The sequence below is a fragment of the Bacteroides sp. 3_2_5 genome, from assembly GCF_000159855.2.
Classification (GTDB): domain Bacteria; phylum Bacteroidota; class Bacteroidia; order Bacteroidales; family Bacteroidaceae; genus Bacteroides; species Bacteroides fragilis.
The window spans coordinates 3,171,985-3,188,171 of sequence record NZ_JH636044.1; the positions used below are offsets into that span (position 1 = coordinate 3,171,985).

Here is a 16,187-nt window from a genome sequence, read left to right on the forward strand (position 1 = left end):
TAGCAAAAATGACACAGATATGAAAGCAGATTACCCCTCCGTACTACTTATTTATACGGGTGGAACTATCGGAATGATAGAAAACCCAGAAACCGGTGCTCTGGAAAATTTTAATTTCGACCATCTACTAAAACACGTACCCGAACTAAAAAGATTCAATTATCGTATCTCTTCTTACCAGTTTGATCCCCCCATCGACTCCTCGGATATGGAACCGGCATTTTGGGCCAAACTGGTTGAAATAATAAACTACAACTACGATTCTTTTGACGGCTTTGTGATCCTGCACGGCACCGACACAATGGCCTATACAGCTTCTGCTCTCAGTTTCATGCTCGAGAATCTGAGTAAGCCCGTCATCCTGACCGGCTCTCAGCTCCCGATCGGTACGCTGCGGACGGACGGTAAGGAAAACCTGATTACAGCCATTGAAATCGCGGCAGCCAAAAATCCGGACGGTACGGCCATCGTTCCCGAGGTCTGCATCTTTTTTGAAAACCATCTGATGCGGGGCAATCGCACGACTAAAATCAATGCTGAAAACTTTAACGCTTTCCGTTCATTCAACTATCCGCCACTGGCCCGGGTAGGTATACATATTAAATATGAACCCAACCTGATTCGCAAACCGGATTTGAGCAAGCCCCTGAAACCACACTATCTATTCGATACCAATGTAGTAATACTCACGCTTTTCCCCGGAATACAAGAGGGCATTGTTTCGGCACTGCTTCATGTACCGGGACTCAAAGCAGTGGTACTCAAAACTTTCGGATCGGGGAATGCTCCCCAGAAGGAGTGGTTCATCAGAGAACTGAAAGATGCCACCGACCGGGGAATCATCATCGTCAACATCACCCAATGCGCTTCCGGCGCCGTCGAAATGGAACGTTACGGAACAGGAATCCAATTACTGCAGGCAGGGGTGATCAGCGGCTATGACAGCACGCCGGAATGTGCAGTAACCAAATTGATGTTCCTCTTAGGACACGGACTCGATAATAAAGAGATCAGATACAAGATGAACTCTTGCCTGATCGGTGAAATAACTAAAAGGGTCGAATAAAAAATGTTTTATTGATCGCTTCCACACAACAATAACCTGTTTGAATTCCGCTTTTCCGTCTCAGGGGAGTGAAAGGGCTCTTTTCAAAGCATGCCCCTCCCCTTGATAAATTTTGTTAATTGAGTTATAGATAGTTATTAACTAAACCATATACCTCAATTTATAGTTGTATATTTGTATTGCATATTTGCAAATATTGAGCAAAACAAACAGGTATGAAAACATCAATTAACAAACTATGTATTGCTGCGTCGATACTGGTTACGGCTGCGGGCATATCCGCTTGTGTAGACGACAACAAAACTCTCTATGATCCGGAGTATAAGACTCCTAATCCGATGGAGGAAATCAGTGCACCGACCGGATTTGACTGGTCGTCGACCCATTCCATTAAATTCAATGTAGAGGTTAACGACGAATTTGACGGACAGTATTATTATACCGTAGAAATAGTAGATAAAAACCCGCTTGAAGCAACGACAGAAGAGCCCTATAATACCTTAGCCAAAGGAGTTGCCAGGAAGGGAGAAACTTATCAGACCGAAGTGGTATCTTCCAAAGATACCAAATATCTTTATGTCCGTCAGACTGACCCACGTGGCAGAGACCGGATTAAACAGGTAGAAATCGACGAGTCAACCTCCCATATTCAGTGCTCTTTTACAGGTACATCTGCAATCAAAACGAGAGCTTTTGCAACCACCAGGGGGAATAACGGAGGAATTGACATTCCGAAAAGAACAGAACAAAGCTATGACATCAGCCGGGCTATCCCGGTAACAAGTCCTTCACAGGTTCTGCAAGGAGGCCAAACCTATATTGTTACGGGAAACTTTTCAGGTAAATTCACAGATACCTCTCTCAGCAACTCGAACAAAGCGACCGTCTATATACAAGGAACCTGGGAACTGGCACAGGTCACCCAAGACTTCCTGGATATTATTGTTTTGAAGGATGGAAAGATTAATGGAAAATATCTGATGCTGCAGAATACAAGTACTTTAACAATCCAATCCGGAGCAGAAGTATCTTTATCCGATCAATTGATATGTAACACATACAGCACTATTTGCAATTTCGGTGATCTGAAAACAAAGAATATGAAATTGAACACCAACGATATTCTTTACAATGGACACAAAACGGACATCACGAACAGTCTGGATGCTTCGCAAGGAGGCAACATCCACAATTTCGGGAAACTGGATGTAGAGAATACGATAAAGCTAAATACGCCTTCCATTGTATATAATGCGCCAGAATGTAAGATAGAAGCTAAGACATATGAAGCTGCGGGAAGTACGAATGTGAACTTCGGCGAAATGGAATTTGATACTTATGATAGCGGTGGAGCGGGAGGTTCGCTATATAACAATTGTATGCTGTTTGTAGAGCACATGAAGGCAGGCGGCATCGTTTATCTGGATCATGGAGTGATAGCCGAAGAAAAAGAAGACGATGAAGAGAACGAACTCTTCGAAGAAGCCGATGATATTGAGTTCTATGACAATGCTAAAGTGACTTTAGCGAATGGTTCGATGATAAAAGCCAAAAATATAATTGCTAAATCCGGTTTATCGGTTAACGGTGAAGGCAATGAAACCTCTTTATTAAAAGCGACCGAAAAAGTACAAATCCAAAATTGGGATGTCCGTTTTAATGGCAGATTGTGTATCACCGGAAAGATCAGTTGCTCCAATCCGGACATGTATCAGGCAGGAAGTGAAGTAACCTTCTCCGAAAGTCCGGACGTAATCATTACCGGCTGCAACGGAAAAGCAGAGGTACCCGATCCGGCTCCCGAGCCTTCCGATCCGGTGTTCCCCATCATTGTAGATGACAATCATAACTATACATATCTGTTTGAAGACCAATGGCCTTTGTATGGAGATTACGATATGAACGATATCGTACTGGAGGTTAAAAAGAGGAAAATAAGCATAGATAAACACAATAAAGTCACCGAATTCGATCTGTCTGTCGAACTGCGTGCAGTCGGTGCGCAGAAGACAATTGCCGCAGCGATCATGTTTGATGAAATTCCGGCATCTGCCGTCACACAAGCTGTCACCTACGCCGACAATTATCAGCCGGTATCTTTTGAGCTGACAGACAAAAACATAGAGAAGGGACAAGAGTATGCAGTAGTTCCTCTATTCGACAATGCACATACATTGATGGAACGTCCGACAGGTTCGTTTGTCAACACGGTATCCGGAAGTGACAACAATCAAAAGAATACCAAGACCATTCATTTCACACTCAGATTCGACTCGTCTGTTGCACCAAGCAGTGATGCTCTTAATATCAATAACTTGAATATTTTTATCATCACAGACAGGGGAAGCAAACGAAAAGAGATCCACGTAGCCGGATACCGGCCGACCCAACTGGCAAACACTGAGTTATTCGGAGGGAATAACGACGCCTCTTCTCTCAATGGAAAGAAGTATTACATCAGTAAAGATAACCTGGCTTGGGGAATCATGGTTCCGACCCAATTTAAGTGGCCATTGGAATATACACAGATTCAAAAGGCATATTCTCAATTCGCCGGATGGGTCACCACGGGCGGAGCGGATAACAAGAAATGGTGGAACGATTTTGATAACACAAAAGTGTTCCAAACCAATAAAAATTAAAACAAACAATTGTGTGAGCCGGGCAATAAACGTTTCCCGGCTCTTTTTTATGTCTAAAAGAGAGTCTTCATATAAAAACACTTCTTTTAGAGAACATTGTTACAAAAATATTATATATATTTGCAGTATAGAGTAAGCATACTCCATACATATCAAGAGAACAAACAGCAAGACAAACAACATAACTCTTACTAATCACATTATGAGAAAGCTAATATTACTTGTTGACGATAAAGAAACTATCGCTAAGGTCGCATCAATCTATTTAGGAAAAGATTATGATATTCAATATTTTCCCGACCCCATCCACGCACTTGAATGGCTACATGAAGGAAAAACACCCGATCTGATTATATCGGATATACGCATGCCGCTGATGAGAGGTGACGAATTTCTACATTATTTAAAATGTAATGAGTTGTTCAAAGACATACCCGTCATCATGCTTTCCAGTGAAGAAAGTACCAGTGAAAGGATCAGGCTGCTGCAAGAAGGAGCTGTAGATTATATCCTGAAACCTTTCAACCCAATGGAACTAAAAATACGTGTCAAAAAAATCATAGAATAAATGTTACATCTCATTTATATTGGGAGACATGCTGATACTATCGAACAATTCTCTAAGATAGCTGAAGGGGCATTTTATGCCATTCAAAACAGTAGAAAAGCAAGCGAATTTATCGATAAAATACGTGAGAAATATGACATAGTGATTCTTTTCGAGCAACGGATCATCTCAAAAGACATCCCCGAAATCCAATATCTGAGAAAGAAATTTCCGGGAGTATATATCGCTCTCGTTACAGAGGGAATCAATAAGGAAGACCGACCCGCTTACCTGAAGGCCGGTATCAATAATTCAATACCATTTAATTCTACCCCCGAAACTTTTAAAGACATAACGGAGTTTATGATGCGGCGCAAGCAGCAAAAGATTAATGATATCCACAAAAAAGGAGCAAATCTACTGTTCTTCAAGCTCCCTTTATGGAAAAGATTATTTGATATCGTCTTCTCTTCTATCGCCATATTATGTTTGTCGCCAATACTGATAATTACGGCTGTAGCCATCCGCCTGGAAAGTAAAGGTGCTGTGGTATACAAGTCGAAACGGGTAGGAAGCAATTATAAAATATTCGACTTCCTGAAGTTTCGCTCCATGTACACTGACGCAGACAAACATCTGAGAGACTTCAACCAGCTCAATCAATATCAGACAGAAGAAGAACCGGAACTGAGCGGAGAAGAGTTCCTGATCGGTGACGATATAGAACTGAACGAAGAAGAGACCATGTTAATTTCAGATGACTTCATCATATCCGAACAAAACTATACAAGCAAAAAATCGATAGAAAAAAAGAATGCATTCGTTAAATTGGAGAATGATCCCCGCATCACCAAAGTAGGACGCATCATCCGCAAATACAGTATCGACGAGTTGCCGCAATTGGTCAATATATTGAAGGGAGATATGTCTATCGTAGGCAACCGACCCCTCCCGCTTTACGAAGCGGAACTGTTGACAAGCGATGAATATATTGACCGCTTTATGGGACCGGCAGGACTAACCGGGCTTTGGCAAGTAGAAAAACGCGGAAGCAGTGGAAAGTTGTCTGCCGATGAACGTAAACAACTGGACATTAAATATGCCCAAACGTTTTCTTTCTTACTCGACATGGAGATTATCCTAAGGACTTTCACCGCGTTTATACAAAAAGAAAACGTATAACCGTACGATATCGGATCATGGATACTTTTATTCAAACAACAGATTTCATCTTATTTCTATGCTTCAGTCTGATGACTGTTTATCTGGGAGTTTTGGCAATAGCAGCTTCTCTAAGAAACGACACTCCATATCCCCAAGCAGGAAAAAGACATAGATTCGCCATTCTGGTTCCCCCGGGTAGCACTTCCCTCCCCTTACCCCATTATCCGGAAGAGCTATATCAAGTATTCACTTATGAAGATCTGACAGAAGCTATAGCCGCACTGAATGAAAATGATTTCGATGGTGTAGTCGTCCTGGGAGAAACCACCCGGATCGAACCTGCCTTCCTGGAGGAAATCAACAGCGTTTTCGATGCCGGCATCCAAGCCATTCAACTCCGTCACATCACGGAAAAACGTTCGACCCGCAAACAATACTTTCAGGCTCTGAACGAAGAAATCACTCAGGCCCTGTTCGGGACAGGGGCAACCCGCCTGGGAGTGTCATCGGCTTTATACGGTGCGGACATGGTATTGGACTTGAAATGGCTGAAAAAGAATCAAAAGAGCCGCAAGAGCAATCTGGAAAGAAGATTAGTCCGGCAAGGTATTTTCGTGGAATATCTGGAAAAAGTGAAAGTTTATAGCAGCGACATACGTGCTCCACGCTATAAAGTAAGATTTTCCAAAGCGCTCCGCGCACTTCCGGAAGCAATATTCACTGCCCACTGGGATTATTGCAACAAAATACTCAGATGGATTCTTCCTTCCCGGAAAACGAATTTAATAAGTATTGCACTTATTGCAACGGCATTGCTTTGCTACGACTGGAGTCTGTCTCTGAAGTGGTGGAGCTTACTTTATATACTGATGTTCATCATTTGTCTGGCTATCCCGGATTATCTGGTACGACAAAAAACAAAAAAATAACCAACTCTCCCGATTATGGCACTGAAAGAGAAAATCAAACAGAATCCCGCACTGAAACAAGCTGTACACCGTTTTATTATGCATCCGGTAAAAACACGTCCCAACTGGTGGATACGTATATTCTCTTTCCTCTACCTAAAACGTGGAAAAGGCTCTGTGATTTACCGTAGCGTACGCCAGGATCTTCCCCCATTCAATCTCTTCTCTCTCGGGAAGTATTCGGTAGTGGAAGATTTTTCGTGTCTGAACAATGCTGTAGGCGACCTGATTATCGGGGAATATACCCGAATCGGACTGGGCAACACCATTATCGGCCCCGCAACCATCGGCAACCATGTAAACCTGGCACAGAATGTAACCGTAACCGGCCTGAACCATAATTATCAGGACACAGGCAAGCGGATAGACGAACAAGGAGTAAGCACACAACCCATCACGATTGAAGATGATGTATGGGTAGGTGCCAATTCGGTAATTTTACCCGGCGTGACACTGGGCAAACATTGCGTAGTAGCTGCCGGAAGTGTAGTCAGTCGCTCCATCCCTCCCTACTCTGTCTGTGCCGGCAGTCCGGCTAAAGTAGTCAAACAGTTCAATCCGGAGAGCCGAACCTGGGAAAAAACAGTCTCAAAAAACGGAAAGTAACTACATATAGTGAGATACTCTACATAATATACCCTAAAAAGGGGATTGTGGCAACCGCCGAAACCGCCTATCTTTGCAGTATCAGAATTTAATTAATTAGTCATAATTTTATTACGTAGCCACATTTGAGTAAAAGAAACAATCCCGCCGAAGTGATTTCGTCGGGATTTTGTTATGAATCTATTTCACCACAGATTACACGGATCAATACAGATTCCATCATCTGATTCTCAATGAAATAAATTATTTATCCACATAATTTGCAGTGAGTTCCGAGCATAAAAAAAAACGAGTAAATTCTTAAGTAGAATTACCCGCCCCACATCAGAAAAGCCATAAAGGCTTTTCTTTATTACCTCAAAATTCCTAAAAACACAATCTTCTTTTTACCTAAAAAACTTTCAATAACCTATTCTTCTTTTACCTTTAAAAATCTTTACCTAATTGAAAATCACTTGAAACTTTTTAATACCTTAAATCTTTATCTAATACCTAATATTCTATTTTACCTTAAATAGCAATTTCTCAACTGCACTGCAAAGGTACGGCTTTTTTCGGATTCAGCAAACGCTTTTATGTTTTATAACATTCTTTTAGAGCTATAAATCCTTCACATCACTAAGCTCAACCAGCTTATTTACAATAGCATAGATGGTCAGACCGGCCGCACTGTGTATTTGCAACTTCTTGCTGATGTTTCTGCGATGTGTAATCACAGTATGAATGGAGAGGAACAGCTTTTCGGCTATCTCCTTATTGGTCATTCCTTTCACCACACAAATCACAATCTCCTTTTCACGCTGGCTCAAATTCTCTTGACTGTCCTCCTCTTCTTCGGGCTCGATATTCTGCAAAAGATTGATTTTATTGGCCAATGCCTCCAAATCATCGAAAATAGAAAAAGACGCATCGTATTTACTGAGCAACGAAGCATCGATAAACGAACTGACCAACGCTACTACCCGGATTCCTTTGCCGGCAGTCTCTTCACGGAAACGCGCCACATCAAAAAAGTCACCAAAGGTGGGATTGACAACCAGTATGTCAGGAAACTGCGTACGCAGACAATCATTAAGCGCCTCTACCGACAACAACTCCACCGGTTGAATCTTTAAATTGGGTAAACGTTTCAGGGCCAGTGTCAGACCACTGCGTATGATCACCGAAGTCTCGGCGACAGCTATACGGATTGATTCATTATTTTTCATTTTCTCGCATCCTCCTTTCCAATTTCAGAATGGCAGGAACAAACAGATAATCTTCTACTTTGCAATGTGATTCAAGTCCCTCTTCGCAAGCATATATATCGAACAAGGCAGCATTCAGCACATTGGTATTGGCCTTGGCAGGACAGTATTTAATAATAATGTTCTTCAGTTCCGTTAGGCGTTCCCCTACCTGATCGTGATGTTTCGAGAAGGTGCTGATCTGATAATTCTTGGGAGCATTGCCATGAATCAGCGTATCTACATACTTAAACACTGTCTTTTCTTCATACTCCATGTGCTTGCGTACCTCCCGCATATATCCGTCAAAGAACTTTAGAATAAGGAAGGAGACATCGTCCTGCGAACAGTCAATGGCTTCAATCAGTTTCCTCCGGATGGCAGGCAGGCAGTAATCAAGAAAATAAATATGCGCCTGTCTCAGATAATCGACCAGGGCCGGTATCGAAATATCGTCGGCACTGCCGTCCATACGCGAGAATCCCTCGGCCATGAAGTTAACGACTACCAGAAACGTCTGACAATCGACATTATTCATTTCGCAGACTTCTTTCACCGTTTTGTCACCAAACCCCAGCGAAAGTCCAAACCGGCTCATAACTTGTAAAAGAGAATAATTATCACCGATAAGGTCGATCATTTTATCGGTAGGCTTATATTTTTGCAGTTTATCCATCAAACACCTTATTTATATTACGGGTGCAAAGAAACACAATATTTTAATGGTATACAATCACTATAAATAGGTATTTTCACTATAAACAGACTAAAAAAGGACAAGAAATGACTAAACAGGACGGTCTGCAAGCAACAAAATCACAGATTATTATTCATCGTTCACCACTATTTTTTACCTTTGCACAATTCAACTAAAACATAAACAATATGACAAACGAACTGGAACTGAAATACGGTTGCAACCCCAACCAAAAGCCCGCGCGTATCTTTATTAAAGAAGGTGAGTTGCCTATCGAAGTCCTGAACGGACGCCCCGGATATATCAATCTATTGGACGCCCTCAACAGTTGGCAATTAGTGAAAGAGCTGAAAGAAGCGACCGGACTTCCGGCAGCTGCTTCATTCAAGCATGTAAGCCCGGCAGGTGCTGCGGTAGCAGTAGAAATGAACGACACGTTGAAGAAGATTTATTTCGTAGACGACATGGAACTCTCTCCGATGGCAACTGCATACGCCCGTGCCCGAGGTGCGGACCGAATGTCATCATACGGAGACTTTATCGCCCTTTCCGATATCTGTGACGAACCGACTGCCCGAATCATCAACCGTGAAGTATCGGATGGCGTGATTGCTCCCGGCTATACTCCGGAAGCACTTGAGATCCTGAGAAACAAACGTAAAGGTACATATAATGTCATCAAGATCGATCCGGCCTACCGTCCGGCTCCCATCGAACATAAGGATGTATTCGGAATCACATTTGAACAGGGACGAAACGAACTGAAGATAGACGAAAGCCTGCTAAAGGAAATGCCTACCCGTAACCGGATCATCCCGGCCGATGCCCAACGCGACCTGATTATCGCACTGATCACTTTAAAATATACACAATCCAACTCTGTCTGCTATGCCAAAGACGGACAAGCTATCGGCATCGGTGCAGGACAGCAATCACGCATTCATTGTACCCGCCTGGCCGGAAACAAAGCCGATATCTGGTATTTGCGCCAACACCCGAAAGTAATGAATCTGCCCTGGAAAGAAAAAATACGCCGTGCCGACCGCGACAATACAATCGATGTATACATCTCGGACGACTACATGGACGTACTGGCCGATGGTGTATGGGAACAATTCTTCACCCGGAAACCGGAAGTGCTGACCCGTGAAGAAAAACGTGCATGGCTCGATACCCAATCGGGCGTAGCTTTAGGATCGGATGCTTTCTTCCCGTTTGGAGACAACATTGAGCGCGCGCACAAAAGCGGTGTGAGCTACATTGCCCAACCGGGAGGTTCTGTTCGTGACGATCATGTGATAGAAACTTGTGATAAATATGACATAGCAATGGCCTTTACAGGTATCCGCCTGTTCCACCATTGATAACAATCGCCCCCCACTCCTCCCCATTTATAGTGATAGCTACCCTGCTATTTCCATTATAAATGGGGATTTTCTATTTCTGCCGGACCGCCTATCTTTGCCGTATCATTTAAAAACAAGATCAGAAATGAATAAGATTGGAGTATTTTACGGTTCCACAACGGGGACTACCGAAGATGTAGCCCACCGGATTGCAGAAAAACTGAACGTTCCCAATGGTGACATCCACGATGCCTCAAAACTGAACGACGAGTTAGTGAAAGAATATGATGTATTAGTACTGGGCACCTCTACGTGGGGAGCAGGCGAGCTTCAGGATGACTGGTACGACGGTATCAAAGTGCTGAAGAAGGCTGACTTGTCTCACAAATTCGTAGCCCTCTTCGGTTGTGGCGATTCAGACTCTTACAGTGACACCTTCTGCGACGGTATCGGCATCTTATACGAAGAACTTAAAGACACCCACTGCACCTTCTGCGGAGCAACCGATCCGTCGGGCTACACATTCGACTCTTCTGTTGCGGTAATCAACGGCAAGTTTGTAGGACTTCCTTTAGATGAAGTGAACGAAGATGGCAAAACCGACGAGCGTATCGCTCAATGGACTGAAGCCTTGAAAAAAGAATGTATCAACTAATTTAAAAACTCCAACGAACGTTATGGCTATCGAACGAAAGGTTCCGGGTGAAATACGAATTTTCCTGAACCATGTATACGAATTCAAGAAGGGAGTACGCAACATGGTACTCTATACGATGAACAAGGAACACGAAGCTTTTGCCATACGCCGTCTGGAAAGACAGAATATCAGCTACCTGATACAAGAAGTAAACGCCAATAAGATAAATCTGTTCTTTGGTAAGGCCGAATGTATGGATGCCATACGACATATCATTATTCGGCCTTTAAACCATCTCACTCCGGAAGAAGATTTCATTCTGGGTGCCATGCTCGGATACGACATCTGCCAACAGTGCAAACGCTATTGCAACAAAAAAGGGAATATAAAGATTGCCGGCTGAGTTGCAGCTTGCTTTCAGTACAGGTAACAAGGTTCATCAGGCCAATGCATTAATGCCATAGGGAGATGAACTATTAGAAAGTCTCACCATCACAGGGTAACACAGAGTTCCACAGAGAAGAAAATAACAGAAAACTCCGTAGAACTCTGTTTCAATTTGTGGTGAAATCAATTCACCCCCCAACCGAACTACCTCTCTACCGGATACAACACACCTACTACCTCCTTCCTTCTTCATTTCATAAAGAATGTTATTCCCGTAGTATTTTCCGTTGGAAATTTGTTTTATAAGAAAACAATTAATTAAGAACCTGTTTAAATTTTCCTGGAATAAACTTTTATATGGTTTTTATCGATCTGTTTTGAGTCTCTTTTTCGATCTATTTCCTTGTTTTCATGCGTCACATAGCCCGCTATGCCTTCACAGAGACGAGAGAATATCCTTGAAAATAAATCTCAAAACAATCTCGAACAAAATTCTGACAGATTCTAAAATACCCTGAAATAAAGATGATTAAAGCATTTTTGAAAAAGAACAGACTCACATTTATCGGTCTCGTCATTGGAGCTGTAGGAGGATTCCTGTATTGGAAATACGTAGGTTGCACCAGCGGAACTTGTCCCATTACCTCTTCACCGGTCAACAGTACCCTTTGGGGAGCTGTTATGGGCGGCCTGCTCTTGAATCTGTTTAAAACAGACAGTACCCCTAAAAAAACAAACTAATCACACCTCTTATGACAACCACAAACGAACAAGAACAATCGAGAGCCTACATACTTGCAGGCCTCTTTACGCTCTCACTACGTCTTGTAGTGGGATGGACTTACTTTTCGGCTTTCTGGCGACGCCTCGTACTCGAGAATAAGCTGATACCGGACAGTGCCGGATACATCGGAGAGAAGTTTAACCATTTCCTTCCCAATTCGATAGGTATCCGCCCGGTCATCGAATATCTGGTATCGACACCTGATATGTTATGGTGGGCAATGGTGATTTTTACTCTTGTAGAAGGTATAGTCGGACTGCTTTATATGTTGGGGTTCTTCACCCGTCTGATGAGTATCGGCGTATTCAGTCTGGCCACCGGCATTCTCCTGGGGTCAGGATGGTTGGGAACCACCTGTCTGGACGAATGGCAGATCGGTATTCTGGGTGTAGCCGCCGGTTTCACCATCTTCCTTTCCGGCGGAGGAAAGTACTCGGTCGACCATCTGATAGAGCGGAAATTCTCTTTAAAGAAGAAAGCAGCCTGGCTGTCATGGCTGACTTCCGGAGAATTGCCTGTAAGCGCCAAGCGATTTGCCAATGTCAGCGTGGCAGGTGCCATCGTTATCTTCACACTGAGCCTATATACCAACCAAGAGTTCCACAATGGCGTCTGGGGCCCCCTTCATAACAAGTCCGTCAAACCGAAAATTGAAATATCCGACGCACAAATAGAGAACAACTCTCTGTCATTCAGTGTTTATCGCGTTGAAGGTGTCGATGTATACGGTTCTTTCCTGATTGGTATCAGCCTGAAGAATGCCGATGGAGACATTGTGCTGGAAAAGAAAGGAGAAGAATTAGCAGACTTCCCGATCGGAAATATCGATAATAAATGCATTGCCCGGGTAGCTCCGGGTAAGCACAGCCTGGTAATCCCACTCGGAAGCAAAGCGACCCTTACAATCGATGATACGGCTATAGGCAGTTTGCCCAAAGGAAAGTATGAATTAGTACTGACCGACATCAGCGGTATCACCTGGAAAAAAGAAATCATCCATTAATAACCATTAAAAAGCAGAAAAAATGAAAAAGAGTATTCTTATCCCCTTCCTATTCATGGGACTGTTGGCTTTCGCATCTTGCAAAGGAACATCCGAGAATAAATCGACCACCGCTACAGATACGGTACAAGCCGAAAAGCCACAATCGGGCACCATTCACCTGACCCGTGCGGAATTTCTGAAAAAGATAGCCGACTACGAAAACCATTCCAAAGAGTGGAAGTATCTGGGTGACAAACCGGCTATTGTCGACTTCTACGCCGACTGGTGCGGTCCCTGCAAAATGGTGGCCCCGATACTTGAAGAATTATCCAAAGAGTATGCCGGAAAGATTTATATCTATAAAGTAAATGTCGATAAAGAGCCGGAACTGGCAAGAGACTTTGGTATTCAGAGTATTCCTACCATTTGGTTTGTGCCGATGAAAGGCGAACCCCAGGTCAATATGGGAGCTTTATCCAAGGAGCAATTAAAAGGATACATCGATAAAGTATTATTGAAACAATGATTCCTAACGCGGCCTCTCCTTCCAACAGGTATCGAGGCCGCTCTTCGTGTTTCTAGCGCTTCTCCGATTTATGCACTTTCATATAGCCGTCGGTCAGTGTTTTCATAAATGCCACGATATCGGCTTCTTCTTCCTGTGTCAGTCCGAGGTTTCCCAGTTCCTCCTTGTTCACGGTGGCAGGATACTCGGCAGGAGGAAATTCATCACTCACATCCCGCACGTTATAGAAATGTACAATCTCCTCGAGTGTCTTAAAATAGCCATTGTGACCATACGGAGCCGTCAGTTCGACATTTCGCAACGTGGGTACACGGAACTTGCCATTTTCGCTTTCGGCATTCACAATGGCTCCCAGTCCCAGATCAACCGAATCCGCAGCTAACAGAAAATATTCTGCCGCTACCTTATAGTGAGGATGATCCGGCAACTTCGGAATGCCCAGATTATCATAAGTATGATCGGTAAACAGCGTGCGATGCGCACGTTTGTCACGGTCCAGGATATGACATTCGGCACACTGCCCCTTATCTTTGAACAGTTCCTTGCCTCTCGCTTCCTGTTCGGTCAGCTGATAATTTCCTTTTTTATACGCATCATACTTGGATGTAAAGGGATTGATTTCCCTGGATGCCTGATAAGCGGCCAATGCGTCCGTAACATGGGCAAACAAAGAATCGGCATGTTCTGTCTCTCCATATATCTGCACTATCCGGTTATAATACGGAGTCCGCTTCACTTTCTCCGCCACCATCTGTTTGTCCCTATTTCCCATTTCTACAGGATTCAAGAGCGGAATGCCTGCCTGATCCTGCAAGGAGGGAGAACGACCGTCCCAGAACAAACCTCCCACATAGTTTTCGTCATCATCGTCATAATGCAATTCGGGCACAAAGGCCGCATAGCACACTGACATGGAGTTGCGCTGGGAAAAGAGTCCCTGGACGGCTCCTTCGGATATGGCACGGGCTTGTTCATCGGCAAATCCCTTGGAAGAAGCATGGCAGGTGGCACACGATTGCCCGGGTGGCTCGGACAGTGAAGTATCATGAAAAAGGAGTTTGCCCAGCGCTTCCTTCTCACTTCCGGTTTTGTGAGACGGATGACCACAGGAGATGCAGACAGTGCCCAGCAGTATGACGAATAGCAGTTTATGTGTCTTCATAGTTGTAAAAACAGAGATATGGTTATTTCAGAGGTCAAAGATACATTATTTTCCGGAAAGAGATAAAAAAGTCCGGTCGAAATCACATCGCCCGGACCCCTCTAAACAGCTTCTCACGAATCTGTTCCACGAAAATATACTATAGTTATAAAGAATTTCTATCCTTCTTCCGGCCAGAGTTCTCCGGCAACCATTTCAGCCATTTTCAATGTATGCCACTGTTTTTCTTCAGCAGCTTCATAAGATTCCGAAGGCAACACTTCGGCATTGGGTATGCACAGCGAGAAACGGTGCGAAGGAATATAACGTATGATCTGGTCGATCTTGGCTCTCAACTCTTCCAGCTCTTCCTCCACGGGATAATGGGAAAGTACGAAGCCAAACACAGATTGCTTCTCGCGGATGAACCACAACAAACGGTTCTTGCCGCAACATTCCGAATCGTAATCGAGGAAAAAAGCATGAATCCCCTGTAGCGAGAAAAGCATCTCGGTAGGTGAATGAAAAGCAATGAAAAGATCGGCGGGAAGATTCTCCAATGCCATGTTGTTGACACGGATCGCGTTATCCGTCACCGTACGCGTTGCATCATCGAGTTGCAGATAGCGGCATCCCGATCTGTACAGTTCCATAATCAGTTTCTGATACGTCTGTGCAAGGTCTACCAACAGTATCTCACGGTCGGGATAGACCGAATCGAGTTCGGTCCGGTTTGCGTCTTTCATTAATTCTGCCAGCAGGCGCGAAGGCGCAGGAAGCACTTGCTTAGCTATTACATCTCCACCGGTCACCCCGGTAAGAAAGACAAAATCATCGAGCACAGGATGGTGATGTACATCGATCCGACCGGTCAGTTCGACAGAGGTCTTTCTGTCATCCCGGAACCGGATACCATCCAATCCGCACATAAAGTCGAGCGGCCACGCATCACTGCGGAAACGGCCGTCAGTGACCACCTTCAACCCTTCTGCCTTCAGTCTGTCTACCAGATTCCGTATCTCGGCATCTTCGACAGCACGCAAGGTCAGCAGGCTGATTTGTTCGTTTCGATATTGCTCACGGGCTTCTCTCAATGCAGCAGGCAAAAGAAAAGTACCGGCAACGTCTACTTTGAACGGAGGAACTACGTTTTCCATACGTTCTACGTTTTTAATATTGATTGTTACTATCGTGCTTCGCTCCTAACCCACGAGGAACCAAGACTTATCAGCGAGAGTGGCAGGTCTTCTGACTTAGCTTCCATTCCGAACGCCTTCCCGACTACACGAGTCAGTGGCCAAAGAGTATCCTGTCGGAATGTTTATAATAAAGCTTCACAGCAGCGGGACTGTCCGGGAGTTACACCCGATTCCCTTTTAATCGCCCAAAGCAGGAAAGCTTCGGCGAACCAATCTGCCGACAAATATAAAAACAATAAATCAGATATTTGTGTTCAACATGATAC

16 protein-coding genes and 1 riboswitch are annotated in these 16,187 nt (G+C 43.9%); of the genes, 12 read left to right on the forward strand and 4 right to left on the reverse strand.

Annotated elements, in window-relative coordinates; genetic code table 11:
- The first annotated feature begins 19 nt into the window (after window positions 1–19).
- The 6 genes from BSHG_RS05195 (at window position 20) to BSHG_RS05170 (ending at window position 6,993) form a co-directional block, all read left to right on the forward strand.
- Window positions 20–1,066 (forward strand): asparaginase, encoded by a 1,047-nt coding sequence (locus tag BSHG_RS05195; protein WP_005788293.1) that lies wholly within the window; start codon window positions 20–22, stop codon window positions 1,064–1,066.
- A gap of 215 nt (window positions 1,067–1,281) precedes the next feature.
- A complete protein-coding gene (locus tag BSHG_RS05190) occupies window positions 1,282–3,708 on the forward strand; it encodes an LruC domain-containing protein (protein ID WP_008660583.1) in 2,427 nt (808 codons plus the stop codon).
- Between the two features lie 202 nt (window positions 3,709–3,910).
- Entirely contained in the window at window positions 3,911–4,276 is a 366-nt protein-coding gene (locus BSHG_RS05185) for a PleD family two-component system response regulator (RefSeq protein WP_005788296.1), read from the forward strand.
- Window positions 4,277–5,437 (forward strand): sugar transferase, encoded by a 1,161-nt coding sequence (locus BSHG_RS05180; protein ID WP_008660587.1) that lies wholly within the window; start codon window positions 4,277–4,279, stop codon window positions 5,435–5,437.
- A 17-nt stretch (window positions 5,438–5,454) separates the two neighbouring features.
- The gene (locus BSHG_RS05175; RefSeq protein WP_005788300.1) at window positions 5,455–6,348 is read left to right on the forward strand and encodes a hypothetical protein; all 894 of its coding nucleotides are present in this window, start codon (window positions 5,455–5,457) and stop codon (window positions 6,346–6,348) included.
- Window positions 6,349–6,363: 15 nt separating this feature from the next.
- The gene (locus tag BSHG_RS05170) at window positions 6,364–6,993 is read left to right on the forward strand and encodes an acyltransferase (RefSeq protein WP_005788303.1); all 630 of its coding nucleotides are present in this window, start codon (window positions 6,364–6,366) and stop codon (window positions 6,991–6,993) included.
- A gap of 599 nt (window positions 6,994–7,592) precedes the next feature.
- Here the strand turns inward: BSHG_RS05170 and BSHG_RS05165 are convergent.
- Both BSHG_RS05165 and BSHG_RS05160 read right to left on the reverse strand, forming a co-directional pair.
- Entirely contained in the window at window positions 7,593–8,201 is a 609-nt protein-coding gene (locus BSHG_RS05165) for a helix-turn-helix transcriptional regulator (protein ID WP_005788304.1), read from the reverse strand.
- Complete coding sequence (locus BSHG_RS05160; RefSeq protein ID WP_005788306.1) at window positions 8,191–8,895, reverse strand: hemerythrin domain-containing protein; 705 nt, start codon at window positions 8,893–8,895, stop codon at window positions 8,191–8,193. Before BSHG_RS05160 ends, BSHG_RS05165 begins: the two co-directional genes overlap by 11 nt.
- A gap of 209 nt (window positions 8,896–9,104) precedes the next feature.
- Here BSHG_RS05160 and BSHG_RS05155 point away from each other — a divergent pair, with 209 nt between their 5' ends.
- The 6 genes from BSHG_RS05155 to trxA all read left to right on the forward strand — a co-directional run bounded on the left by BSHG_RS05155 (window position 9,105) and on the right by trxA (window position 13,581).
- Window positions 9,105–10,280: a phosphoribosylaminoimidazolecarboxamide formyltransferase gene (locus BSHG_RS05155; RefSeq protein ID WP_005788311.1), complete on the forward strand. Its 1,176-nt coding sequence runs from the start codon at window positions 9,105–9,107 to the stop codon at window positions 10,278–10,280.
- Between the two features lie 127 nt (window positions 10,281–10,407).
- Window positions 10,408–10,917, forward strand: a complete 510-nt coding sequence (gene fldA / locus BSHG_RS05150; protein WP_005793355.1) for a flavodoxin FldA — start codon at window positions 10,408–10,410, stop codon at window positions 10,915–10,917.
- 22 nt (window positions 10,918–10,939) lie between these two features.
- Complete coding sequence (locus BSHG_RS05145) at window positions 10,940–11,302, forward strand: DUF2023 family protein (RefSeq protein WP_005788315.1); 363 nt, start codon at window positions 10,940–10,942, stop codon at window positions 11,300–11,302.
- 509 nt (window positions 11,303–11,811) lie between these two features.
- Window positions 11,812–12,027 carry a DUF6132 family protein gene (locus tag BSHG_RS05140; protein WP_005788321.1) on the forward strand — a complete coding sequence of 72 codons (216 nt, stop codon included), beginning with the start codon at window positions 11,812–11,814 and terminating at the stop codon, window positions 12,025–12,027.
- An 11-nt stretch (window positions 12,028–12,038) separates the two neighbouring features.
- Window positions 12,039–13,073 (forward strand): TQO small subunit DoxD, encoded by a 1,035-nt coding sequence (locus tag BSHG_RS05135; RefSeq protein ID WP_008660595.1) that lies wholly within the window; start codon window positions 12,039–12,041, stop codon window positions 13,071–13,073.
- A 22-nt stretch (window positions 13,074–13,095) separates the two neighbouring features.
- Window positions 13,096–13,581, forward strand: a complete 486-nt coding sequence (trxA, locus tag BSHG_RS05130; RefSeq protein ID WP_005788325.1) for a thioredoxin — start codon at window positions 13,096–13,098, stop codon at window positions 13,579–13,581.
- Window positions 13,582–13,633: 52 nt separating this feature from the next.
- Here trxA and BSHG_RS05125 read toward each other — a convergent pair whose 3' ends face one another.
- Together BSHG_RS05125 and BSHG_RS05120 are read right to left on the reverse strand one after the other, a co-directional pair.
- Complete coding sequence (locus tag BSHG_RS05125) at window positions 13,634–14,743, reverse strand: cytochrome-c peroxidase (RefSeq protein WP_008660598.1); 1,110 nt, start codon at window positions 14,741–14,743, stop codon at window positions 13,634–13,636.
- Between the two features lie 158 nt (window positions 14,744–14,901).
- Complete coding sequence (locus tag BSHG_RS05120) at window positions 14,902–15,879, reverse strand: hypothetical protein (RefSeq protein ID WP_005788329.1); 978 nt, start codon at window positions 15,877–15,879, stop codon at window positions 14,902–14,904.
- Between the two features lie 63 nt (window positions 15,880–15,942).
- Window positions 15,943–16,150, reverse strand: a riboswitch (cobalamin riboswitch).
- Window positions 16,151–16,187: the final 37 nt, after the last annotated feature.

Excerpts from the sequence above, each read along its gene's own strand:
- BSHG_RS05195 (WP_005788293.1), top strand. The coding sequence starts at position 20 with ATGAAAGCAGATTACCCCTCCGTACTACTTATTTATACGGGTGGAACT.
- BSHG_RS05190 (WP_008660583.1), top strand. The coding sequence starts at position 1,282 with ATGAAAACATCAATTAACAAACTATGTATTGCTGCGTCGATACTGGTT.
- BSHG_RS05185 (WP_005788296.1), top strand. The coding sequence starts at position 3,911 with ATGAGAAAGCTAATATTACTTGTTGACGATAAAGAAACTATCGCTAAG.
- BSHG_RS05180 (WP_008660587.1), top strand. The coding sequence starts at position 4,277 with ATGTTACATCTCATTTATATTGGGAGACATGCTGATACTATCGAACAA.
- BSHG_RS05175 (WP_005788300.1), top strand. The coding sequence starts at position 5,455 with ATGGATACTTTTATTCAAACAACAGATTTCATCTTATTTCTATGCTTC.
- BSHG_RS05170 (WP_005788303.1), top strand. The coding sequence starts at position 6,364 with ATGGCACTGAAAGAGAAAATCAAACAGAATCCCGCACTGAAACAAGCT.
- BSHG_RS05165 (WP_005788304.1), bottom strand. The coding sequence starts at position 8,201 with ATGAAAAATAATGAATCAATCCGTATAGCTGTCGCCGAGACTTCGGTG.
- BSHG_RS05160 (WP_005788306.1), bottom strand. The coding sequence starts at position 8,895 with ATGGATAAACTGCAAAAATATAAGCCTACCGATAAAATGATCGACCTT.
- BSHG_RS05155 (WP_005788311.1), top strand. The coding sequence starts at position 9,105 with ATGACAAACGAACTGGAACTGAAATACGGTTGCAACCCCAACCAAAAG.
- fldA (WP_005793355.1), top strand. The coding sequence starts at position 10,408 with ATGAATAAGATTGGAGTATTTTACGGTTCCACAACGGGGACTACCGAA.
- BSHG_RS05145 (WP_005788315.1), top strand. The coding sequence starts at position 10,940 with ATGGCTATCGAACGAAAGGTTCCGGGTGAAATACGAATTTTCCTGAAC.
- BSHG_RS05140 (WP_005788321.1), top strand. The coding sequence starts at position 11,812 with ATGATTAAAGCATTTTTGAAAAAGAACAGACTCACATTTATCGGTCTC.
- BSHG_RS05135 (WP_008660595.1), top strand. The coding sequence starts at position 12,039 with ATGACAACCACAAACGAACAAGAACAATCGAGAGCCTACATACTTGCA.
- trxA (WP_005788325.1), top strand. The coding sequence starts at position 13,096 with ATGAAAAAGAGTATTCTTATCCCCTTCCTATTCATGGGACTGTTGGCT.
- BSHG_RS05125 (WP_008660598.1), bottom strand. The coding sequence starts at position 14,743 with ATGAAGACACATAAACTGCTATTCGTCATACTGCTGGGCACTGTCTGC.
- BSHG_RS05120 (WP_005788329.1), bottom strand. The coding sequence starts at position 15,879 with ATGGAAAACGTAGTTCCTCCGTTCAAAGTAGACGTTGCCGGTACTTTT.